Here is a 20884-nt window from a genome sequence, read left to right as displayed (position 1 = left end):
CTGCGGGAGGCGGCCCGCGCGGTCGTCCCCGGCTACTTCGGATCGCGGTCGAAAACCGCCTTCGACCAGAAGGAGCCGAGCGCGGAGAGAGCCAGGCACCAGGCGACCGCGAGCCACCCGTTGTGCCCGATCTCGCTGCCGAGCAGCAGCCCGCGCAGGGTCTCGACGGCCGGTGTGAACGGCTGGTACTCGGCGATCGGCTGGAACCAGCCCGGCATCGCGTCGACCGGGACGAAGGCGCTCGAGATGAGCGGCAGGACGATCAGCGGCATCGCGTTGTTGCTCGCCGCCTCGGCGTTCGGACTGACCATGCCCATCCCGACCGCGATCCAGGTGAGCGCCAGGGCGACCAGCGCCATCAGCCCGAACGCCGCCAGCCACTCCAGGGCCGTGGCATCGGTGGCCCGGAAGCCGATGGCCACGGCGACGGCACCCACGAGGACCACGCTCGCGACCGACTGGAGCACGCTGCCGACGACATGCCCGACGAGCACGGACCCGCGGTGGATCGCCATCGTGCGGAAGCGGGCGACGATGCCCTCGGTCATGTCGTTGGAGACGGACACCGCGGTCCCGACCACGGTGCCTCCGATGGTCATCATCAGGATGCCCGGCACGACGTAGGCGATGTACTCGGAGCGGTCGGCGCCGCCGCCCATGCCGGCGCTCATCACGTCACCGAAGATGTAGACGAAGAGCAACAGCAGGACGATCGGCGTCAGCAGCAGGTTCAGGGTGAGGGACGGGTAGCGCCGCGCGTGCAGGAGGTTGCGGCGCAGCATCGTGGACGAGTCGCGCACGGCGAGGGAGAGGGAGCTCATCGGACAGCCTCCTTGAGGGGCTGATCGGTACCGCTGGTCAGGGCGAAGAACACGTCGTCGAGGTCGGGGGTGTGCACGGTCAGCTCGTCCGCCTCGATGCCGGCCGAGTCCAGCCAGTCGAGGATGGAGCGCAGCTCGCGCTGGGTGCCGTCGCTGGGGATCTGGAGCGTGAGGGTGGCGTCGTCCCGGGTGACCTCGCGCAGCGCGAGGGCGGCGCTCCTATAGGCGGACGGGTCGGAGAAGCGGAGCCGGACATGCCCGCCGGGGATCAGCCGCTTCAGCTCCTCGGCCGTGCCCTCGGCCGCGATCCTGCCGTCGTCGAGCACGGCGATACGGTCGGCGAGTTGGTCGGCCTCCTCCAGGTACTGCGTGGTGAGGAAGACGGTGACGCCGTCGGAGACCAGCTCGCGGATGATCTGCCACATGGTGTGGCGGCTGCGCGGGTCGAGACCGGTGGTCGGCTCGTCGAGGAAGACGATCCGCGGGTCGCCGACCAGCGTCATGGCGATGTCGAGGCGGCGCTTCATGCCGCCGGAGTACGTGGAGGCGGGCTTCTTCGCGGCGTCGACGAGGTCGAAGCGCTGCAGCAGCTCGGCGGCGGTGCGGCGGCCCTCGCTGCGGGAGAGGTGGTGCAGGTCCGCCATGAGGAGCATGTTCTCCTCGCCGGTGATCAGCCCGTCGACGGCGGAGAACTGCCCGGTGACGCCGATGCCGGCGCGCACCCCGTCCGGTGACGTGGCGAGGTCGTGGCCCGCGACCTGGGCCTGCCCGCCGTCGGCGGCGATGAGCGTGGACAGGATCTTCACGGCGGTGGTCTTGCCGGCGCCGTTCGGCCCGAGCAGTGCGAACACGGAACCGGCCGGGATACGCAGATCGATGCCGTCGAGCACGGTCTTGTCGCCGTACGACTTGCGCAGACCGGCGGCGGAGACGGCGGCGGACGACTGCGGACCGTCACCCCGTCTGGGCGTGGGCATGACAGATGAAGGCATGGAGCCCTCCCGTTCGAAGGGTGAAGTGACTGGGGTGAGCGGGCGATGTCGCGGGGCCGGTGCTCAGCCCCGGGCGCGGCGGACGTCGATGTTGCCGTACCGGGTGCGGGCGCGGACCTTGACGGTGTCCTCGGTCTGCTCCGGGGTCTCGGACGCGGTGAGCGTGTTGCGCACCTGGCCGGAGCCCGAGCTGACGTCGAGCCAGGCGGCCGTGCCCTGGCGGATGCCGACGTCGATGGCGCCGTGGGAGGTCTCCAACTGGACGGTGCCGCGGGCCACTTCGTCCACGCGCAGGGTGCCGTGGGCGGTGGTGGCGGTGACCGAGTCCTCGGCGCGCCGGATCTCGATGTCGCCGTTGGCGCCGCTCACCCGCAGCTCGCCGGTCGCGGCGCCGACGGTCGTGGTGCCGTGCGAGTTCTTCAGGACTGCGGGGCCGTCGACGAGGCCGACGCGCAGGCTGCCGGAGCTGGTGGTGATCTCGGCCGTGCCCTCGACCCGGTCGACGGTGATCGAGCCGTGCGACGCGGTCAGCTTCAGCGGGCCGGTGGTGTCGAGGCGGACGTCGCCGGACGAGGTCTTCACGCGGACCTCACCGAGCCGGCCATCGCCGAGCACCTGGACCCAGGCGCCGGTCATGTCGATGCGTGAGCCCGTGGGCAGTTCGACCGTCACGTCGACGGTGCCGGTGCGGCCGAGGCCGAGCAGATGGGGCTTGGGCGTCCTGACGGTCAGTACGCCGCTCGCGTACGTGACCTCGGTCTGATCGGCCGCCCGTACGTCCTGGTCCTTCTTCGGGTCGCGGGGCTGCACCTCGACGACGGTGTCGAGGCGGTCGCCCGCGGTGAACTGGATGGAACCGGCCTCCACGTGCGCCGTGGCCGAGATCGGTTCGGGAGTGTCGAAAGAAGGCATGGTTGTCCCGTCCTCTTGGGTCTTCAGGGCGTCCCCGCTGGTGGGACGTGGTGTGGGCGAAGTGGTGCGGGCGCGAGCGCGGGCGCGGCTAGCGCACCCAGCCCGTGAAGCTCTGCCCGATGGTCTGGGTCTTCTCCGTCGTACGCGGCCGGGTGCCGCCGTCGACCGCGGCCGACACGGCGCGCACCAGCCACGCGTTGACCGACAGGCCCTCGCGACTCGCGGCCTCCTCGGCGCGTGCCTTGAGGTGAGCCGGCAGACGCAGGTTGACGCGGGCGGTGCCGCCCTCGTCGCCCTCGGCGGGCGCCTGCGCCTTCAGCGGTTCGACGGGCGCGGCCTGCTCCATGGGACCGCCGTCGGTGGGCGGCAGCGTCACCACGAAGTCGGGGTCGAGCCCGCGCAGCCGTACGTCGACCGAGCCGGGGGCGAGCTCGCGGGTGATCTCGTCCATTGCGGCGGAGAGCACATTGAGCAGGGTCAGACGGGTCGCCGACTCCAGAGGAGCGGTGAGCCGCTCGGCCAGCGCTCGGGCATCCGCCCCGCCGGCTTCGGCGGCCACCGCCAGTTCGCGGCGGAGGGTGTCGACATACGGGGTGAGGTCCATGGCGTCATCATGGCACCATCGTGGTGCCATATGCAAGCCCGAGTGGCGTCTTGCGTGGCGTGCGCTCAGGGGCGACCGCTCCTGCCTGCGGACATGTGGAGAGGGCGACCCGAGTCGTGGTGGTGCCATGCATGTCCATTGTGATTCGAGGGCGTAAAAATGGCACCGGGTGGCACCATGTGGTGCCACCCGGTGCCATGTGAGGTCGCTGCCGGCCTCCACCGACGCTGCCGGGATCTCCGGGATCTTCCCGGAGAAGGCCGCCGGCCGACGGCTCACGCCTCCCGCGGCGGCTCCCGGCGGCTGTCGGACCAGGCCGACCAGAGAGCGGCGTAGCGGCCGCCCGCCGCGACCAGTTCGTCGTGCGTGCCGGTCTCGGCGACCCGGCCCTGGTCGAGTACGACGACGCGGTCGGCGGTGGCGGCCTGGGGCAGGCGGTGCGCCACCATCAGGCCCGTACGGCCTTCCAAGGCACGTACGGCGGCTGCCTCCAGGACGCGTGCGCCGGCGCTCCCCGCGTCTGCGGTCGCCTCGTCGAGGATGGCGATCGGCGGGTCCGCCAGGACCAGGCGGGCCAGGGCCAGGTGCTGTGCCTGGGTCACCGTGAGCCGGTGCCCGCCCTCACCGACCACCGTCGCGAGACCTTCGGGGAGCGCGTCGACCCAGTCCAGGGCGTCCACCTGGGCCAGGGCCGCGCGCAGTTCCTCGTCCGTGGCCTGCGGGCGCGCCAGCCGCAGGTCCTCGGCCAGGGGCCCCGCGAACACATGGACCTCCTGGCTGATCAGCGTCACGGCGCGCCGGACTCCGGCCGGGCCCAACTCGCGGGCCCCGACGCCGCCGAGCACGATCGAACCGCCGGACGCCTCGTGGACGCCCGCGACCAATTTCGCCAGAGTGGTCTTCCCGGCGCCGCTCGCGCCCACCAGAGCGACCCGTTCGCCGCTGCGGACGTCAAGGTCCACGTCGCTGAGGACCGGGTGGCCGTCGACGTACGCGTGGCTGAGCGCGGAGACCTTGACCGAGCCGTCCACCGGCTTCTCCGCGGTGCCCGGTTCGGGCTCCGGCTCGACGGGCAGGTTCGACACCCCCACCAGGCGGGCGAGGCTCGCGCCGGCCGACTGCGCGTCGTCGATGAGGAACAGGGCGGCGTTGATCGGATTGAAGAGGCTGTGGAAGTAGAGCGCGGCCGCGGTCGCCGTGCCGATGCTCACGGAGCCGTTGTCCACGAGGAAGAAGCCCGTCACCAGAACGCCGGTCAGACCGATGAACTCCGCCGCGTTGAGACGGGAGAAGAAGCCGGAGACCAGCCGGATGCCTTGCAGCGCGAGGTCGACGGCCTCCCCGGACCGCCGCTGAAGTGCCTGCGCGTGGCCGGCGGTGAGCCGGAACGCCCGTACGGTGCGGACACCGCCGACGCTGTCGAGGAGCTGGTGCTGCAGGGCGCCGCTCGCCACCCGGTGCCGGGCGTACACCGACGCGGCGCGCGGGATGTACCAGCGGACCGTCAGAACGTGCACCGGCACGGCCAGCAGGACGGCGAGCAGGAAGCGCCAGTCCAGTACGGCGAGTCCGACGAGCGTCAGCGCGATGGTGAGGAGCGCCGCGGCGAACTCGGGCAGCGCCTGGCGTACCGCCTTCGCGATGATCGTGACGTCGCCGGTCACCCGGGAGGTCAGGTCGCCCGAACCGGCCCGCTCGACACGTTCCAGGGGCAGGCGCAGTGCCCGCCCGACGAACCGCTCGCGCAGGTCCGCGAGGACGGTCTCGCCGAGGCGGGCGACGAGCGATTGGCCGATCGCGGTCGCCACGCCCCGGGCCACGGCCACCGCCAGGAGCAGCACCATCGGTACCGTCAGCGCGCCCGCGCCGCGCCGCGCGGCGACGAGGTCGACGATGCGTCCGAGCAGCGGGGCGGTGAGCAGGCCGATGCCCGTGCCGGCGACGAGCACGGTGACCGCGAGTACGGTCAGGAGCCGGTGGTGCCGCAACAGCGCCCGGACGGCGGCGAACGTCTGTGCGCCGGTCGCGGTGGGCAGCAACTCGCGGTCCCCACTCGCGCCGCGGTCCGCCGTACGGGGTTCGGTCATCTCGCGTCCTTCGTCGTTCACCGTCATGCCAGCACCGCCGCGCGGTATGTCTCGTGGGAGGCGACGAGTTCCGGATGGCGGCCGTCGGCGGCCACGGCGCCGTCGTCGAGCAGCACCACGCGGTCGGTCGCGGCGAGCAGCGCGGGGCTGGTGGTGACCAGGATCGTCGTACGGCCGTCCCGGAGTTCCCGAAGGCGGGCGGCGATACGTGACTCGGTGACCGTGTCGACCGCGGTCGTCGGGTCGTGGACGACGAGCACCGGGGGGTCGGCGGCGAGCGCCCGGGCCAGGGCCACCCGCTGGCGCTGACCGCCGGACAGGGACCGGCCGCGTTCGGCGAGGACGGTGGCCGTGCCCTGGGGGAGCGCCCGCGCGACGTCGTCGGCGGCGGCCGCGGCCAGGGCGGGCGCGAGGTCGGCTTCCCCGGCGCCGGACCCCGCCCGCACGTTGTCGAGCAGACTGCTCTCGAACAGATCGGCGTCGTGGTGGGCGACGAGGATCGCGCGGCGGGCGCTCTGAGGGTCCAACTCGGTCAGTGGTACGCCGTCGAGTTCGACGGCCCCTTCGGCAGGGTCGAGTTCCCTGCCCAGGCAGAGCAGCAGGTCGTGCGCCGCCGCCGGGTCCTTCGCGACGACGCCGACGACGGAGCCGGCGGCGATGTCGAGGTCGACGCCGCGCAGGGCGCCGTGTCCGAGCCCACGCAGCCGGACTCCTCCGCAGACGGGACCGGGAAGCGTGGTCCGTCCGGTCGCGACGGCGGGCGGCGAGGCGAGCACCTCGGCGATCCGGTCGGCGGAGGCGCGGCCGAGCGCCAACTCGCCGTTGACGTACGTGAGGAGCTGGAAGGGGCCGAGGAGGTACTGGGCGAGTCCGACGGCCGCCACCAGTTCGCCCACGCTGATCGAGCCGCGCATGGCCAGATGGGCGCCGGCGAGGCCGATGGCCGCGATGAAGAGGCCGGTGAGGGCGAGGATCGCGCCGTCGTGCCAGGCCCGGCTGCGGGCGGCCCGCAGCGCGGCGGCCAAGGAGTCCTGGCTCGTGCGCCGGTACCGGGACAGGGCGGCGGCCTCCGCCCCGATGCCCTTCAGCACCCGCAGGCCCGCGACGAGGTCGGCGGCGACGCCGGAGGCGTGCGCGGCACGCTCCTGCTCGATCTCGCTGCGCTCTTCGAGGGGGCGGCTGATCCGGTGGCCGAGCCACAGCAGGGGTGGGACGCCGAGCAGGATGAGCAGGCCGAGCGGCACCGAGACGCGCAGCAGCGCCACCGCGCTGACGATCAGCCCGGTGAGCGCCGATACGGCGTACGGCACGGCGGCCGCGACCGCTCCGACGCGTGTCGCGTCGCCGGTGGCGACGGCCGTGAGCGCGCCGGGCAGCCGTCCGGCGTCGGCTCCGCCACGGGGGTCGAGCACCCTGGTGCCGAGGTCGACGCGGAGCTGGTGCGCCGCGTGTTCGCCCGCCCCGTCCGTGATCCTCGCGGCGGTCCGGTAACACGTGGACAGGACGAGGAAGAGGACGGCGAGGACGAGCAGCCAGCGCAGGAGAGCGGCGGAGGAGCCGGTGGACACGGCCCGGTCGATGATGACGCCGATCACGACGGGGACGAGGGCCTCGCACGCCTGGTGGCCCATGCCGAGGAGCGACGCCCCGACGACCCGTCGGCGCTGACCTCTGATCGTTCTGCGGAGGACGAGGCCCCCCGTCGGGCCCCCCTCGTTCGGTCCCCCCACGGGCATGCGGTACCTCCGCCAAGACGTCGATTAGTTAGGTAAGCCTACTCTAATCAGGTGGACTGCCAAGGCTGCCGGCGGCGTCGCACCCGGCCCGCCCGTGACCCGGCCTCGGCGGCGGGACCGACGCGTTGACCCCGTCGAACGGTTCGGTTAGCCTCACCTAAGTCGCTGTCTGTTGCCACGTCACATGTGGTGTCTCGCGCGAGAGTCGCCGCCAGGGGGAGTTGTCGTTGTCGGTCGGAACCCAAGCGGCATCCAGGAGCGGAGCGGGCGGTCCGGCCGTGCCGGGAGTCCGTCGGTCCGTGGCCGCCCTGCGCGGCCTGGGCCTGCTCGCGACCCTGGCGGCCCTGGTCCTCGTCGGACTGCTCAGCGTGTGGCTGGGGACCCGCGGTATCCCGTTCACCTCCACCTGGAACGCGCTGTGGCAGCCCGACGGGTCGGAGACCTCGGTCATCATCCATGAGTACCGGATCCCCAGGACCGTCCTCGGACTGCTCGTCGGTGTGGCCCTCGGACTCTCCGGCGCGCTCATGCAGTCGCTGACCCGCAACCCGCTCGCCGACCCGGGGCTGCTCGGCGTGAGCCTCGGGGCGTCCACCGGAGTAGTGGTGGCCATCGCCTTCTTCGGTGTGGGCACGGCCCTGGGCTACGTGTGGTTCGCGTTCCTCGGCGCGGCGGCGGCATCGGTGCTCGTCTACGTCCTGGGCTCCTCGGGGCGGACGCTGGCGACGCCCGACCGGCTCGTCGTCGCCGGAGCCGCGGTCACGGCGGTGCTCTTGGCCTTCAGCTCCGCGGTACTGCTGCTCAACCCGCGCGCCTTCGACCAGTTCCGGTTCTGGACGGTCGGGTCCCTCGCGGGCCGGAACACGGACATCGTCCTCATCATCCTTCCCTTCGTCGCCGGGGGCCTGCTCCTCGCGCTCGGCCTGGCCCCCTCCCTGAACGCTCTGGCCATGGGCGACCAGGTGGGACGAGCCCTGGGCGTGAACGTCGGCCGGACCCGGGTGCTGGGCGCCGTGGCCGTGATGCTCCTGTGCGGCGCGGCGACCGCCGCGGCCGGCCCGATCGGCTTCGTGGGCCTGGTCGTCCCGCATGTCGCCCGGTTCGTCGTGGGTCCCGATCAGCGCTGGGTGCTGGCCTACTCGATGCTGTTCGCACCTGTTCTGCTGATCGGTGCCGACGTTCTCGGCCGGGTCCTGGGATCCCCGGGCGAGGTCCAGGTCGGCATCGTCACGGCGTTCCTCGGAGCCCCGCTGTTCATCGCGCTGTGCCGTCGTCGAAAGCTGGTGATGCTGTGAGCGACGCACACGAGGCAGCCGGGCCGCGGACAGGCCCCCAAGCCGCACCTCCGCGTCTCGCGGGCGGAGACGGGGGTACGTCCCAGGCGTCAGCCCTGGGGGAGAACGAGGAGACCCTGTGAGTGCCGTACGGGAGTCAGAGGCATCCGCCCCCGATCCACGCCCCGTCAAGAACCGTGCGACCCCCGCGACGCCGCGCGTCGTCACCGGGATGGTCGTCCGTACCCGAAAGGGCGGCCTCTCCCTGCGGGTCCAGGGCCGTGTCCTGGCCGTCACGGCCGCCCTGGGCACCGCGCTCGTCCTGCTCATGGGCATCGCCCTCACCACCGGCGACTTCGAACTCTCCGTCGGTGAGGTCCTCCAGGCGCTCTTCGGCAACGGCTCCGGAGCCGCGGACTTCATCGTCAACACCCTGCGCATGCCCCGGCTGCTGACCGCCCTGTGCGTCGGCGCCGCCCTGGCCGTCAGCGGCGCCATCCTGCAGAGCCTGACCGGCAACGCGCTGGGCAGCCCCGACATCATCGGCTTCACCAACGGCTCGGCCACCGGGGCCCTGGTCGTCATCGTCGTCCTGAACGGCAGCATGACCCAGATCGCCCTCGGCGCGCTCGTGGGTGGACTCGCCACCGCCGCGGCCGTCTCCCTTCTCATGCTGGGCCGGGGCCTGCAGGGCTTCCGGCTGGTCGTGGTCGGCATCGGCGTCAGCGCCCTGCTCCTCGCCCTCAACTCGTACCTGATCACCCGGGCGAGCTGGCAGGAGGCGCTGGAGGCCCAGGCGTGGCTGATCGGCAGTCTCGGGAACCGCCTGTGGATCCACGCGAACACCATCGGCCTCGCCGTCGTCGTCCTGCTCCCGCTCGCCTTCTTCCTCGCCCGACGCCTGTCCATGGTGGAGATGGGCGACGGCATCGCCACCGCCCTCGGTGTCGACGTGACCCGGACGCGGGCGGCCCTGCTCGTCATCAGCGTCGCCCTGGCCGCCTTCGCCACCGCGGTGACCGGCCCGATCGTGTTCATCGCCCTGGCCGCTCCCCAACTGGCCCGCAGACTGACCCGGTCGTCCGGCCCCGCTCTCCTGCCGTCCGCCCTCATGGGCGCCTTCCTGCTCGCCCTGAGCGACCTCGTCGTGCAGCGCGTCTTCGCACCCGCGCTCCTCCCCGTGGGCACGGCGACCGGGACCATCGGCGGGCTCTACCTCATCTGGCTGCTGATCAACGAGTCGCGAAAGAGCCGCGCATGACACAAGTGAACGCCCCGATGCCCCGGCTGCGCGCCGAGGGCCTCACGCTCTCCTACGACCAGCGGACGGTGGCCACCTCCCTCGGCGTGGACATTCCCGACCAGTCCTTCACCGTGATCCTCGGGCCGAACGCCTGCGGCAAGTCCACGCTGCTCAAGGCGCTGTCACGGATGCTCACGCCGAAGGCGGGACAGGTCTACCTCGACGGCAAGGCCATCTCCTCGTACCGCTCCCGCGAGGTCGCCCGCCGGCTCGGGCTGCTCCCGCAGTCGTCCAACGCGCCCGGCGGCATCACGGTCGGCGACCTCGTGGCGCGCGGCCGCTACCCGCACCAGCGGATGCTGAAGCAGTGGTCCACCGAGGACGAGGCGGCCGTGACCGAGGCGATGCGGCAGACCGGCGTACTCGAACTCGCCGACCGGCCCGTGGACGACCTCTCCGGCGGCCAGCGCCAGCGCGTCTGGCTCTCCATGGTCCTGGCCCAGCAGACCTCTCTCCTGCTGCTCGACGAGCCCACCACGTTCCTGGACATCTCCCACCAGGTCGAGGTGCTCGACCTGTGCGCCGAACTGCACGCGCGCAAGGGCCACACGGTCGTCGCGGTCCTGCACGACCTCAACCAGGCGTGCCGCTACGCCACCCACCTCATCGTGATGCGGGCCGGCGGCACGGTCGCGGCCGAGGGCGACCCGGCGACCGTCATGACCGCCGAGCTCGTCGAGGACGTGTTCGGACTGCCCTGCCGGATCATCGACGACCCCGAGACCGGCACCCCGCTGATGGTGCCCGCCGCGCCCAGGCGGTACGAGGCGAAGACCGGTGCGCGCGACGCGCAGGGCACCGAAGCCGCCGACGCCGTACTCGCCGAAACCTCCTAGGGACGGACGGAGCGCCCATGATGCTGTGCACGAGACTCACGAACGCGCGCATCCTCACCATGGATCCGGACCACCCGGTCGCCCACGACCTGGGCATCTGGCAGGGCCGGATCGTGGGCGTGGACGAGGCCGTGACCTCCTTGCCCGCACGCGAGGTCGTCGACCTCCAGGGCGCCACCGTGCTCCCCGGGTTCATCGACAGCCACGTCCACCTGGCGTGGACGGGACTGAAAGCGAGCACGCCGAGCATCGCCGGCTGCGAGACGATCGAGGACGCCCTCGCCGTCGTGGAGGAGGCGGTCTCCCGCACGAGCGCGCCCGACGCGTGGGTGCACATCGGCGGCTACGACCAGCGCGCCCTCGGCCGGCATCTGACGGCAGCCGAACTGGACCGGGTCAGCCCCGGGCGCCGGGTGTTCGTGATGCACGACTCCGGCCACGCCTGCGTGGTCAACAGTGCCGTCCTCGACCTGCTCCCGGCCGATGTCCCCCACGAGGACGGCGTCCTCGTGGAGAGCGCGATGGGCGCCGTACGGCGGCTGCGCCTCCCGTACGCGCAGGAGGAGCTCGCCGACGCGATCGAGTACGCCGGCCGTGTCTGCCTCGCCGAGGGGATCACGGCCTGCGCCGAGGCCGGCATCGGCGGTGGGCTGCTCGGGCACAGCCCCGTCGAGCTCGGCGCCTACCAACTCCTCCGGGACCAGGGCCGACTGCCCCTGCGGGTCCAGCTCATGCCAGGGGCCGACACCCTGCGGCCGCTCGGCGCGCACGAGCGGGACGGCATTCCCCGTGGGCTGGACCTCGGCCTGCGCACCGGGTTCGGCGACGACTGGCTGTCCGTCGGCGCGCTCAAGATCTACACCGACGGCGGCATGATGGCGCGTACGGCCGCCCTCACGGCCCCGTACGAAGGCACGAGCCAAGCCGGCCAGCTCCAGGACGACCCGGAGCGCCTCGCCGCCCTCATCGTCGACGGGCACCTCGCCGGATGGCAGCTCGCCGTCCACGCCATCGGCGACCGTGCCGCGGACCTCGCCCTGGACGCCCTGGAGCAGGCGCAGGCGCTGCGGCCCCGGCCCGACGCGCGCCACCGTATCGAGCACGCCGGGCTCATCCGGCCCGACCAGCTCCCGCGCTTCGCCCGGCTCGGCCTCAGCGCCGTGATCCAGCCCAACTTCCTGCGTTACTTCGGCGACGACTACGCGACGATCATGGGCCCGCAGCGCGCTCCGTGGATGTACCGGGGCCGAGGCTTCCTCGACCACGGCGTCACCCTCGTCGGCAGCTCGGACCGGCCCGTCACCGACGGATCGCCGCTGCGGGCCGTCCAGTTCATGGTCGAGCGTGCCTCCACCTCGGGCCGGTCGATCGGCCCGGACGAGGGCATCACCGTCGACGAGGCCCTGCGCGCCTACACGGTCGCCGGCGCGTACGCCTGCCGCTGGGACGACAGCGCGGGCAGCCTCAGCCCTGGCAAGCGCGCCGACTTCGTCGTGCTGGGCGACGATCCGCGGAGCGTCGATCCCTCCCGGATCGGTGACATCGAGGTCGTGGCGACCTTCGTGGACGGACGCGAGGCGACGGAGGGCCACAAGCTGTGAGCGAGCCGACGGACCATTGACGACGCCGGTCAGCCGTACGGGGGCCGCCCGCTCGGCCCCGTACGGCCGACCGGCGGCCGTTGCCGGTTGGTCCGTCACGGACGTGCCGGTCCTTCCGGGGTGCCCGGCTGCCTGCGCGACCCGTACGGAGAACGCGCATGACGACTCGACTTGGCCATTCAATTAGGTAAGGCTAGCCTTAGTTCGAGTGTTTCACCGGGGTCATGCGGCGATCCAACCTCTCTTCGCGCACGGTGGAACCGAGGAAGGAAAGCCTTGATCACGGCCATGCCGCGCCCTGCCGCGCTGTTGCCCCGCGCGCTCCATTCGCCCGGCCTCCCCACGTTCTCCGTTCGGCCGGCGCGCCCCGACGACGCCGCCGGGCTCGCAGCCCTCTCCCGGCCGTTCGTGCGCTCGGGAGCGCTGCGCGAGCGTACGCAGGATCAGTACGCCTCCCGGGCACGTGACTTCCTCGTCGCCGAGGCCGCCGACGGAACCCTGGAAGGATGCCTCGGGCTGAGTGTCCACCACGCCGACACGCCGTCCGGCCGACCCGCCACCGGAGTCCTCTACAGCTTCTGCGTCGCCGGGCACCGGCAGGGATGCGGCGTGGGAGCCCGGCTCCTGCACGCCGCGCTGGCAAGGGCCCGCAGCCAGTCCCTGCGGGCCCTGTTCACGGCGACGACGGGCAGTGGCCGCCTCTTCCTCCGGCACGGCTTCGCACCGGCCTGCCCGAGCGCGGCGCCGGCAGCCTGGGCCCAGTCCCTGGACCCCCGCCGCAACGCGCGCGTCCTCGCCTGCGCCCTGTGAGGTGAGGAATGCGCAGGACGGGCCCGGGAGCCGATACGGCTCCGGGCCCGTCCTGGCCTGACGGCTGCGTCCCGAGCCTCAGGCGTCGAGGATCTCCGGCAATGCCCGCATCAGTGCGTCTACCTGATGGTCCGTCACCGTGAGCGCCGGAGCCGGCCGAACCGTGCTGCCCCGGCGCCGGACGAGTGCCGGCGGGGGAGTGCCGTACGTGTCCACCATGACCGCGCGCCAGCGGTCCGTGAGCGGTCTCGTGCTGTCGTCGGCGGTCACGCGCCGTCCTCCCCGGCCGCGCGCTCCTCGGCCTCGCGCTCCGGGGCCGGGTCCGGAACCACGGTCGTGCCCGGTCCGTCCTCGGCGAAGACGCCGCGCAGCAGGGCGTGCGGCACCCGGCCGTCGATGACCTGGGCCTTGCGGACACCCGCTCGTACCGCCCGCAGACAGCCTTCCATCTTCGGGAGCATGCCGCTCGCGAGCTCCGGCAGCAGTGCGTCCAGTTCACCGGCCGTCAGGCGGTCGATCACCTCGGTGCTCCGCGGCCAGTCCGCGTACAGCCCCTCGACGTCGGTCAGCACCACCAGCCGTTCCGCGCCGAGGGCCACGGCCAGCGCGGACGCGGCGAGATCGGCGTTCACGTTGTAGACCTCGCCGTCCGCCCCCCGCGCGATGGGCGAGACCACGGGGATGCGGCCCTCCTCGAGCAGCGTGCGCACGGTGCCGGGTGCCACGGCCACGACCTCGCCGACGAGACCGATGTCCACGTGCCGGCCGTCCACCCACGCGGGGCGCCGTACGGCGGTCATGGTGTGCGCGTCCTCGCCGGACATGCCCACGGCGAAGGGGCCATGGGCGTTGAGGGCGCCGACGAGTTCCCGCTGGACCTGGCCGGTCAGCACCATCCGGACCACGTCCATGGTCTCCGGCGTGGTCACCCGCAGCCCCGCCTCGAAGCGGACCTCCAGGTCGAGGCGGTCGAGCATGGCGCTGATCTGCGGTCCGCCGCCGTGTACGACGACCGGGCGCAGGCCCGCGTGCCACAGCTCCACGACGTCCTGGGCGAACGTCCGGTGGAGTGCGGGGTCCACCATGGCGTTGCCGCCGAACTTGACGACGACCGTCCGGCCCTGGAGTTCCTCGAGCCAGGGCAGCTCGGCGGTGGCGTCGGCGGTCGGTTCGGCGGTGGCGTCGGCGAACGCGGCGTCGAGCCGTCCGAAGGGAAGCGTCCCCGTCTGTGTCGTCCCCTGCCCGCTCATGAGCTGTACGCGCTGTTCTCGTGGACGTACTCGGCCGTGAGGTCGTTGGTCCAGATCACCGCGGAGGACTCGCCGGAGCGCAGATCCACCGTCACCGTGATCCGGCGCCCCGACAGATCGACCTTGTCCCGCGACTCGCCCGCCGCGCCGTTCCGGCACACCCAGACGTCGTTGACCGCCACGTCCAGACGGTCCGGATCGAAGGCGGCCGACGTCGTGCCGATCGCGGACAGTACGCGCCCCCAGTTGGGGTCCTCGCCGTGCAGTGCGCACTTGAGGAGATTGTTCCGGGCAATGGACCGGCCCACCTCGACGGCGTCGTCCTCCGAGGCCGCGCCGACGACCGTCACCTCGATCTCCTTGGACGCGCCCTCGGCGTCGGCCACCAACTGCCGGGCCAGATCCAGGCACACCGCGTGCACGGCCTCGGTGAAGCTCTCGGGATCGGGTACGACGCCCGAGGCGCCCGACGCGAGCAGCAGGACGGTGTCGTTGGTGGACATGCAGCCGTCCGAGTCCACCCGGTCGAAGGTGGTACGCACCGCCGCCCGGAGCGTCGAGTCGAGCGCGGCCGCGCTCACCTCCGCGTCCGTGGTGAGGACGACCAGCATGGTGGCGAGACCAGGGGCGAGCATGCCCGCGCCCTTCGCCATGCCGCCCACCGTCCAGCCGGGCCCGGAGACGACGGCGGTCTTGTGCACCGAGTCCGTCGTCTTGATCGCGACGGCCGCTTCCTCGCCGCCCTCCGGCGACAGCAGGTCTCCGGCGGTGGCGATGCCCGCGGTGACGCGGTCCATCGGCAGCCGCACGCCGATGAGGCCGGTGGAGCACACCGCGACCTCGTGCGGGTCCACCTCCACCGCCCGTGCCGTGTGCTCGGCCATCAGCCGCGCGTCGACCGCGCCGGGCTCCCCCGTACAGGCGTTGGCTCCACCGGAGTTGAGGACGACGGCCGATATCCGGCCGTCGGCCAGAACGCGTCGTGACCAGCGTACGGGCGCGGCCTGCACGCGGTTGGAGGTGAAGACGCCGGCGGCGGCGGGCGACGGCCCCCGGTTCACCACCAGGGCCAGATCGCGGTCACCGGATTCCTTGATGCCGGCGGCCACGCCGGCGGCGAGGAATCCACGGGCGGCGGTCACGCTCACTGTGCTTCTCCGTTCTCCCCCAGAGCTGACGCCTGGGTGGTTCCCCCACCGTCCGCGCGGGGCAGAGGTGGGGGCATCGTCGTCGACTCCGGACCGGCGGCTGCGCGCGCGTCACTCACGGAGCCACTCCATTCGTGGGCAGGCCCAGCCGTTCCGGCAGGCCGAGGGCGACATTCATGCTCTGCACCGCGCCACCCGCGGTGCCCTTCGTCAGGTTGTCGATGGCGCTCACACAGATCAGCCGGCCGGCGTCCGGGTCCACGGCGATCTGCACCTGGGCGGTGTTGGAGCCGAGTACGGCGGCCGTCGAAGGCCACTGGCCGGGCGGCAGCATCCGGACGAACGGCTCGTCGGCGTACGCGGCTTCGTACGCCGCGCGTACCGACTGCTCCCCCGCCGCGGCCGTGTCCGGGCGCAGGCGGGCCGAGCAGGTGGCGAGGATGCCCCGGGGCATGGGAGCCAGAGTCGGCGTGAAGGAGACCGTGACCTGCTCGCCCGCCACCCGGGAGAGGTTCTGCGTCAGTTCGGGTGTGTGCCGGTGGCCGCCCCCGACTCCGTACGGGCTCATGGAGCCCATCACCTCGGCGCCGAGCAGGTGCGGCTTGAGCGTTCGTCCGGCGCCCGACGTCCCGCTGGCTGCGACGATCACGGCCTCCGGCTCCACCAGCCGGGCCGCGTAGGCGGGGAACAGCGCGAGCGTGACCGCCGTTGGGTAGCAGCCGGGTACCGCGATGCGCAGGGCGCCCTTCAACTGCTTCCGGGCGCCCGGAAGTTCCGGGAGCCCATAGGGCCAGGTCCCGGCGTGGGCGGAGCCGTAGAAGCGTTCCCAGGCCGCCGGGTCACGCAGCCGGAAGTCCGCGCCGCAGTCCACGATCAGCGTGCCGGGGCCCAACTCCCGTGCGAGCGCGGCCGACTGGCCGTGCGGCAAGGCCAGGAAGACCACGTCGTGACCGCGCAGAGCGGCCGCCGAAGTCCCGTCGAGAACCCGGTCGGCGAGCGCAGCCAGCTGCGGTTGTACGGACCCGAGGGAACGGCCCGCGCTGCTGTGCGCGGTCACCGCGCCGATCTCCACGCCGGGATGCGACACCAGCAGGCGGAGGATCTCCCCGCCCGCGTAGCCGCTGGCACCGGCCACCGCGACCCTTACGGTCATGTTCTTCCGTCTCTCTCGGTACGTGTGAGGGCTGCCGTCACAGGGTGGGCGCCGCAGTGTTGCCGCCACGGGGACTCGGCCACGCGTCCCGGCGAACGTCTCGCGGCGCCCTGTTGAGCAGGAGGTCGCGCAACAGGGCCTCGGTCGTGCACACCACACCGCTCCTGGCGGCCCAGCGCAGGGCCATGGCGTGCTCCTCGGGGGAGAAGTCCGCCACGGCGTCGGCGACGACGAAGGGCTGGATGTCGTTCATGAAGGCGTCGGCGGCCGTCAGGAGGACGCCGAGATGGGCGTACACCCCGCAGACGATCAGCTGGTCGCGACCCTCCGAACGCAGCAGCCTCCCGAGGTGGCTGCGGAGGAAGGCGTTCTGGCGCACATTGGCGAGCAGGTGCTCGCCGGGGCGGGGCGTGAGCGGAGCGATGATCGCGGCCGCGTCGGGTTCGTCGCCGATGCCCGGGCCCCAGACGTCCGCGACGAGGCCGCGCTGTCCGGGCCGTTGGGCGGCCGGCTCGGCGCTGAAGACCACCGGCATGCCGAGAGCCCCGGCGAGTTCGCGCAGGGCCGCGATGTTGTCGACGAGGTCCACGACCGGGGACTGGCCGGCCGGGAACGCCTCCACGAAGTGGTTTTGCATGTCATGGACCAGGAGCGCGGCGCGACCGGGGTCGACGGTCCAGGAGGCGCAGGAGCTGGGGAGGGCGCCGGGACCCGGCATGGGGTAGGAGCCGATGGCCGGCAGGCCCATGGTGATTCCTCCCCTGGTGACATGCGCGAAGCCGCACCCACCCTCGAATGTTTAGCTTAGCCTAACCTAAGTTGCACGCCTGTGGTGGCTCGGTCGGCGTGGAACCAGGCCCCTGCTGTTGAGGTAAGGCTAACCTAACTTGCCTCCTGCCTGTGCGTCCACACCGTCCTGTGGTCGGCGCCGACGGCTTGTGCGCAGCGGGACATGACGTATGGGGTCTGAGGCTTGCTCAGGCACGCGTAACCGGCGGGTGTCAGGAGGCGCGGCGACCGATCGCATCGAGAATCCGGCATTCTTCCTCCGTCAGCCGGAGTGCGCCCGCTGCCACGTTGTCGACGAGGTGTTCCGGGTCGCCCGTCCCGGGGATGGCGAGCACATGCTCGCCTTGCCGCAGGATCCATGCCGGGCGGACCTGCGCAGGTGAGACGCCGTGCGCACGGGCCACGGCGTGGACCTCGTCGTGCTCGCCCCGGACGCCTCCGGCCTCGCGTCCCTCGCCGGCGATGGAGAAGAAGGGCACGAACGCGATGCCGCGCTCCGCGCATGCCTGGAGCATGTCCTTCCCGCCGGGCGCGTCGACGCCGTAGGGGTTCTGGACGCACACCACCGGTGCCTGACCGCTGGCGGTCACAACGGTGGGCGCGCGGCCCCAGCAGTTGTCGCCCGCGGGTTCATGACGCAGCGCGTCGGTGTGGTGGTGGTGGTCGGCGGCGGCCAAGCAGGGCTCGCCGCCGGCTGCCTCCTGCGCCGCCAGGGCCTGGACTTCGTCGTTCTCGACGCCCAGTCCACGCCGGCGGCGCCGCGCTCAGCCCGCGAGGTCCCGCATCCATGCCTCCACGTCGTCGGCCCTGCGGGGAAGGCCTGCCGACAGGTTCTCGTTGCCGTCCGCCGTGACGAGGATGTCGTCCTCGATGCGCACGCCGATGCCCCGGAACTCCTCGGGCACCGTGAGGTCGTCCGCCTGGAAGTACAGGCCCGGCTCGACGGTGAGGACCATGCCCGGCTCGAGCGGCGCGTCCACGTAAGTGTCGTTGCGCGCCTGGGCGCAGTCGTGCACGTCCAGACCGAGCATGTGGCCGGTTCCGGCGATGGAGAAGCGCCGCTGCAGCCCGAGCTCGTACGCCCGCCCGGCCGGCCCCTCGACGAAGCCCCACTCGACGAGCCGCTCCGCCAGGTGGCGCTGGGCGGCCTCGTGGAAGTCCCGGTAGTGCGCGCCCGGCTTCACGGCGGCGATCCCGGCCTCCTGCGCCTCGTACACCGCGTCGTAGACCTTCCGCTGGACAGGAGTGAAGGCGCCGCTGATGGGAAGCGTGCGGGTGACGTCGGCTGTGTAGAGGGTGTGCGTCTCCACACCGGCGTCGAGCAGCAGGAGTTCACCGGGCCGCACAGGCCCGTCGTTGCGGGTCCAGTGCATGATCGTGGCGTGCTCGCCCGCCGCGCAGATGGAGCCGTAGCCGACGTCGTTCCCCTCCAGCCGGGCGCGGCGGAAGAACGTCGTCTCCACCCAGCGCTCGGAGGTGGCGACGGCCCGCGACAGCTCGCGCACGCAGTCCGTGAAGCCCCGCACCGTGGAGTCCACGGCCGCCCGCAGCTGGCGGATCTCCCACTCGTCCTTGACCAGCCGAAGCTCGCTCAGCGTCTCCTCGAGCTCGGCGTCCCGCTCCTCGTCGGTGTCGACGGCGGCTTCGAGCACGGGGTCGTGGCCTCGCAGGATGCGCGTGGGAACGGTGGCAGCAGCGGCCAGTTCCGTGGCCGCGGCGCGCACGTCGCGGCAGCGAAGACCCAGCAGCCGCTCCGCCTCGGCGAGGCTGTGACGGCGGCCCATCCAGAGCTCCGCGGTGTCACCCGTCCAGAACTCGTCGCTGTCGCGGGCGTCGCGCGGGAGCTGGTAGCAGTACGCGTCGTGCCCGCCGCCGGGGCGCGGCTCCAGCACGAGCGCGCCGTCCCTGGACTGGTCGCCCGTCAGATGGACGTAGCCGGTGCAGGGGCGGAACGGGTAGTGGGCGTCGTTCGAGCGGATCTTGAGGTTGCCCGACGGGATGACGAGCCGCTCGCCCGGGAAGCGGGCCGAGAGGGCGGCGCGCCGCCGTGCGGCGTAGGGCGCCTGCTCCAGGGGTTTCAGGTCGCGCTGTTCTGTGTCCGCCCAGCCCGACCTCATCAGGGCGGACAGTTCGGGCGAGGGTTCTCCGTAGAGGCCGTTCTTTCGGCGCTTGCTCATGTCATGCACCTTTTCTTGGTTTCCGGAAGAGGGGCAGGCGGGTTCAGAAGGGCCCGTACGCCGCGGGCCGGTCGTTCCACAGGAACCGGCCGCTGTGCTCGCTCAATGCTGCTGCCAGACGGGGGAGTTGGTCGGTCTCCTGCGGTTCGGCGTGCAGGGCGACGGTCGACTGGCCCGGCAGCGCCGACACCATCTCCGGTACGGCTTCCAGCCGTTGGTACAGGATGACGAGGCCGAGAGGTCCGAAGCACTCCCGGGCCGCGTCCGACAGTGCGGGGGTGAAAGCTGATCCGTCCAGCACGAGCAGGCGCGGCGCGAAGGTCGTCTCGTCGTCGGGCCACACCAGTTTCCGGGCGCCGGCGAGGTCGGCGAGTCTTGCGGCCCCCGACAGACAGCCCTCGGCGATCCGCGCGTTGAGCGCGGGCGCGGCCGGGATGCCGCGGACCTGCCAGGCGATCTCGTAGACGATGCTGTGCCCCGCCGGGACGAAGAGGAGGCCCGGGTCGGTGCGGAACCGGCCCGCGCCGAGGGTGAGCGACGCGGCGTAGCCCTGGGCGATCTCGGCCCCCCGGGCGTCGGCAGCGGCCGGGGTGATCACAACGGCCGCCGCGGCGGTGGCGGACAGTGCACGGTCCGGCCTCAGGACGACGGAGCCGCCCCGTCCGTGGACACGATGGTTTCTCGCAGGCGGGACAGCGGCTTCGTCCCCTTCTTCGGCGGGCGTTCCGGGCAGGGCGGCTCCGGACATGGCGATGACTCCAGACGGCAGGACGAGGAGATGGAGGTCCGGTGACCGGGCGGCGGCCGGCCCTCCGGCGAGGGGCTGCAGGACGAACCCGTGGGGGAACGGATCGGACGGGTCGAGGAGATGGTTCGCCGTGCCGGTGATCCAGGCCCGGCCGGAGATCTCCGGTACGACGGCGGGCAGGCCGCCGACCTCGGTCGCGGCACGGCCGACGCGGTACGGCAGGGACGCGCCTGCCGCGAGCGCGTCCGTGAGCAGGGCGACGGCCGCACCGGCGGGTTGCACCTGGGCGTCCTCGGGGTAGTACGGCGCCGCCGTGTGGCCATGCGCGATCCGGGGCTCGGCCTCCGCGAGCGCTGCGGCGTCCAGGGCCTCGGCCCGTAGCCCGGCAGCGCGCTGGGCGCCGGCGAATTCGGCCAGTGCGGCGGCCCCGGCTTCGGTGGTGGCCACCACGATGCCGCCCTTGGGTTCCCACTCGACCGCGGCGGCCGCTCGTGCGCCGCGGTCGGAGCGTTCGGCTACGGCGGCCAAGGTCTTCGGCCAGAGCCTGCGGGACAGTTGGGCGAGCTGGAGTTCCGGTCCGGGTCCCTTGTCGGAGACCAGGATGTTCCCCTCGCCGTGCGAGGTGGTCGCACCGGTGGGGGCG

The 20884-nt window shown here is 72.5% G+C and carries 18 protein-coding genes and 3 pseudogenes; 6 read left to right on the top strand and 15 right to left on the bottom strand.

Translation table 11 applies throughout. The features are described from left to right. Positions 1-32 precede the first annotated feature (32 nt). The 6 genes from QFZ82_RS05825 to QFZ82_RS05800 all read right to left on the bottom strand — a co-directional run bounded on the left by QFZ82_RS05825 (position 33) and on the right by QFZ82_RS05800 (position 7152). Entirely contained in the window at positions 33-821 is a 789-nt protein-coding gene (locus tag QFZ82_RS05825; protein WP_307712102.1) for an ABC transporter permease, read from the bottom strand. Then, entirely contained in the window at positions 818-1813 is a 996-nt protein-coding gene (locus QFZ82_RS05820; protein ID WP_307712101.1) for an ATP-binding cassette domain-containing protein, read from the bottom strand. Before QFZ82_RS05820 ends, QFZ82_RS05825 begins: the two co-directional genes overlap by 4 nt. A 63-nt stretch (positions 1814-1876) precedes the next feature. Beyond that, on the bottom strand, positions 1877-2725 hold the full coding sequence (locus QFZ82_RS05815) for a DUF4097 family beta strand repeat-containing protein (RefSeq protein ID WP_307712100.1): 849 nt from the start codon (positions 2723-2725) through the stop codon (positions 1877-1879). 88 nt (positions 2726-2813) lie between these two features. After that, positions 2814-3329, bottom strand: a complete 516-nt coding sequence (locus QFZ82_RS05810) for a toxin-antitoxin system HicB family antitoxin (RefSeq protein ID WP_307712099.1) — start codon at positions 3327-3329, stop codon at positions 2814-2816. 275 nt (positions 3330-3604) lie between these two features. Next, positions 3605-5416 (bottom strand): ABC transporter ATP-binding protein, encoded by a 1812-nt coding sequence (locus QFZ82_RS05805; RefSeq protein WP_307712098.1) that lies wholly within the window; start codon positions 5414-5416, stop codon positions 3605-3607. 23 nt (positions 5417-5439) lie between these two features. Then, a complete protein-coding gene (locus QFZ82_RS05800; protein WP_307712097.1) occupies positions 5440-7152 on the bottom strand; it encodes an ABC transporter ATP-binding protein in 1713 nt (570 codons plus the stop codon). A 227-nt stretch (positions 7153-7379) separates the two neighbouring features. Here QFZ82_RS05800 and QFZ82_RS05795 point away from each other — a divergent pair, with 227 nt between their 5' ends. From QFZ82_RS05795 to QFZ82_RS05775, 5 genes are all read left to right on the top strand, one after another. Beyond that, complete coding sequence (locus tag QFZ82_RS05795; RefSeq protein WP_373429239.1) at positions 7380-8447, top strand: FecCD family ABC transporter permease; 1068 nt, start codon at positions 7380-7382, stop codon at positions 8445-8447. Positions 8448-8565: 118 nt separating this feature from the next. Continuing rightward, entirely contained in the window at positions 8566-9687 is a 1122-nt protein-coding gene (locus QFZ82_RS05790) for an iron chelate uptake ABC transporter family permease subunit (RefSeq protein ID WP_307712095.1), read from the top strand. Further along, entirely contained in the window at positions 9684-10565 is an 882-nt protein-coding gene (locus QFZ82_RS05785) for an ABC transporter ATP-binding protein (RefSeq protein WP_307712094.1), read from the top strand. The genes QFZ82_RS05790 and QFZ82_RS05785 overlap by 4 nt, the downstream gene beginning before the upstream one ends. A gap of 20 nt (positions 10566-10585) precedes the next feature. Further along, the gene (locus QFZ82_RS05780) at positions 10586-12166 is read left to right on the top strand and encodes an amidohydrolase (protein WP_307717637.1); all 1581 of its coding nucleotides are present in this window, start codon (positions 10586-10588) and stop codon (positions 12164-12166) included. A gap of 288 nt (positions 12167-12454) precedes the next feature. After that, the gene (locus QFZ82_RS05775; protein WP_307712093.1) at positions 12455-12976 is read left to right on the top strand and encodes a GNAT family N-acetyltransferase; all 522 of its coding nucleotides are present in this window, start codon (positions 12455-12457) and stop codon (positions 12974-12976) included. A 78-nt stretch (positions 12977-13054) separates the two neighbouring features. Here QFZ82_RS05775 and QFZ82_RS05770 read toward each other — a convergent pair whose 3' ends face one another. From QFZ82_RS05770 to QFZ82_RS05745, 6 genes and pseudogenes are all read right to left on the bottom strand, one after another. After that, entirely contained in the window at positions 13055-13246 is a 192-nt protein-coding gene (locus tag QFZ82_RS05770) for a hypothetical protein (protein WP_307712092.1), read from the bottom strand. After that, the gene (argB, locus tag QFZ82_RS05765) at positions 13243-14226 is read right to left on the bottom strand and encodes an acetylglutamate kinase (protein WP_307712091.1); all 984 of its coding nucleotides are present in this window, start codon (positions 14224-14226) and stop codon (positions 13243-13245) included. Before argB ends, QFZ82_RS05770 begins: the two co-directional genes overlap by 4 nt. Beyond that, a complete protein-coding gene (gene argJ, locus QFZ82_RS05760; protein WP_307712090.1) occupies positions 14223-15374 on the bottom strand; it encodes a bifunctional glutamate N-acetyltransferase/amino-acid acetyltransferase ArgJ in 1152 nt (383 codons plus the stop codon). The genes argB and argJ overlap by 4 nt, the downstream gene beginning before the upstream one ends. Positions 15375-15489: 115 nt before the next feature. Then, positions 15490-16527: an N-acetyl-gamma-glutamyl-phosphate reductase gene (gene argC / locus QFZ82_RS05755; RefSeq protein WP_307712089.1), complete on the bottom strand. Its 1038-nt coding sequence runs from the start codon at positions 16525-16527 to the stop codon at positions 15490-15492. Positions 16528-16564: 37 nt separating this feature from the next. Beyond that, entirely contained in the window at positions 16565-17275 is a 711-nt protein-coding gene (locus tag QFZ82_RS05750) for an isochorismatase family protein (protein WP_307712088.1), read from the bottom strand. 253 nt (positions 17276-17528) lie between these two features. Then, positions 17529-17900 (bottom strand): annotated as a pseudogene (locus tag QFZ82_RS05745) (aldo/keto reductase); the annotation flags it as partial. Between the two features lie 48 nt (positions 17901-17948). Here QFZ82_RS05745 and QFZ82_RS05740 point away from each other — a divergent pair. Beyond that, positions 17949-18128, top strand: a pseudogene (locus tag QFZ82_RS05740) (NAD(P)-binding protein); the annotation flags it as partial. Here QFZ82_RS05740 and QFZ82_RS05735 read toward each other — a convergent pair. From QFZ82_RS05735 to QFZ82_RS05725, 3 genes and pseudogenes are all read right to left on the bottom strand, one after another. Next, positions 18081-19493, bottom strand: coding sequence for an aminopeptidase P family protein (locus tag QFZ82_RS05735; RefSeq protein ID WP_307712087.1), 1413 nt, complete (start codon positions 19491-19493; stop codon positions 18081-18083). The pseudogene QFZ82_RS05740 and the gene QFZ82_RS05735 sit on opposite strands and share 48 nt — an antisense overlap. Before the next feature lie 43 nt (positions 19494-19536). Continuing rightward, positions 19537-20523 carry a proline racemase family protein gene (locus QFZ82_RS05730; protein ID WP_307717635.1) on the bottom strand — a complete coding sequence of 329 codons (987 nt, stop codon included), beginning with the start codon at positions 20521-20523 and terminating at the stop codon, positions 19537-19539. Further along, a pseudogene (locus QFZ82_RS05725) lies at positions 20521-20853 on the bottom strand (FAD-dependent oxidoreductase); the annotation flags it as partial. The gene QFZ82_RS05730 and the pseudogene QFZ82_RS05725, both read right to left, overlap by 3 nt. Positions 20854-20884 lie beyond the last annotated feature (31 nt).

This window comes from Streptomyces sp. V4I23 (assembly GCF_030817975.1).
Lineage (GTDB): Bacteria > Actinomycetota > Actinomycetes > Streptomycetales > Streptomycetaceae > Streptomyces.
The sequence above is the reverse complement of the archived record's forward strand: the minus strand, read 5'-3'. Positions and strand labels throughout refer to the sequence as shown.

What these genes read in the sequence shown, in the direction of transcription:
- QFZ82_RS05825 (WP_307712102.1), bottom strand. Translation starts at nt 821, where the DNA reads ATGAGCTCCCTCTCCCTCGCCGTGCGCGACTCGTCCACGATGCTGCGC.
- QFZ82_RS05820 (WP_307712101.1), bottom strand. Translation starts at nt 1,813, where the DNA reads ATGCCTTCATCTGTCATGCCCACGCCCAGACGGGGTGACGGTCCGCAG.
- QFZ82_RS05815 (WP_307712100.1), bottom strand. Translation starts at nt 2,725, where the DNA reads ATGCCTTCTTTCGACACTCCCGAACCGATCTCGGCCACGGCGCACGTG.
- QFZ82_RS05810 (WP_307712099.1), bottom strand. Translation starts at nt 3,329, where the DNA reads ATGGACCTCACCCCGTATGTCGACACCCTCCGCCGCGAACTGGCGGTG.
- QFZ82_RS05805 (WP_307712098.1), bottom strand. Translation starts at nt 5,416, where the DNA reads ATGACCGAACCCCGTACGGCGGACCGCGGCGCGAGTGGGGACCGCGAG.
- QFZ82_RS05800 (WP_307712097.1), bottom strand. Translation starts at nt 7,152, where the DNA reads ATGCCCGTGGGGGGACCGAACGAGGGGGGCCCGACGGGGGGCCTCGTC.
- QFZ82_RS05785 (WP_307712094.1), top strand. Translation starts at nt 9,684, where the DNA reads ATGACACAAGTGAACGCCCCGATGCCCCGGCTGCGCGCCGAGGGCCTC.
- QFZ82_RS05780 (WP_307717637.1), top strand. Translation starts at nt 10,586, where the DNA reads ATGCTGTGCACGAGACTCACGAACGCGCGCATCCTCACCATGGATCCG.
- QFZ82_RS05775 (WP_307712093.1), top strand. Translation starts at nt 12,455, where the DNA reads ATGCCGCGCCCTGCCGCGCTGTTGCCCCGCGCGCTCCATTCGCCCGGC.
- argB (WP_307712091.1), bottom strand. Translation starts at nt 14,226, where the DNA reads ATGAGCGGGCAGGGGACGACACAGACGGGGACGCTTCCCTTCGGACGG.
- argC (WP_307712089.1), bottom strand. Translation starts at nt 16,527, where the DNA reads ATGACCGTAAGGGTCGCGGTGGCCGGTGCCAGCGGCTACGCGGGCGGG.
- QFZ82_RS05750 (WP_307712088.1), bottom strand. Translation starts at nt 17,275, where the DNA reads ATGGGCCTGCCGGCCATCGGCTCCTACCCCATGCCGGGTCCCGGCGCC.
- QFZ82_RS05735 (WP_307712087.1), bottom strand. Translation starts at nt 19,493, where the DNA reads ATGAGCAAGCGCCGAAAGAACGGCCTCTACGGAGAACCCTCGCCCGAA.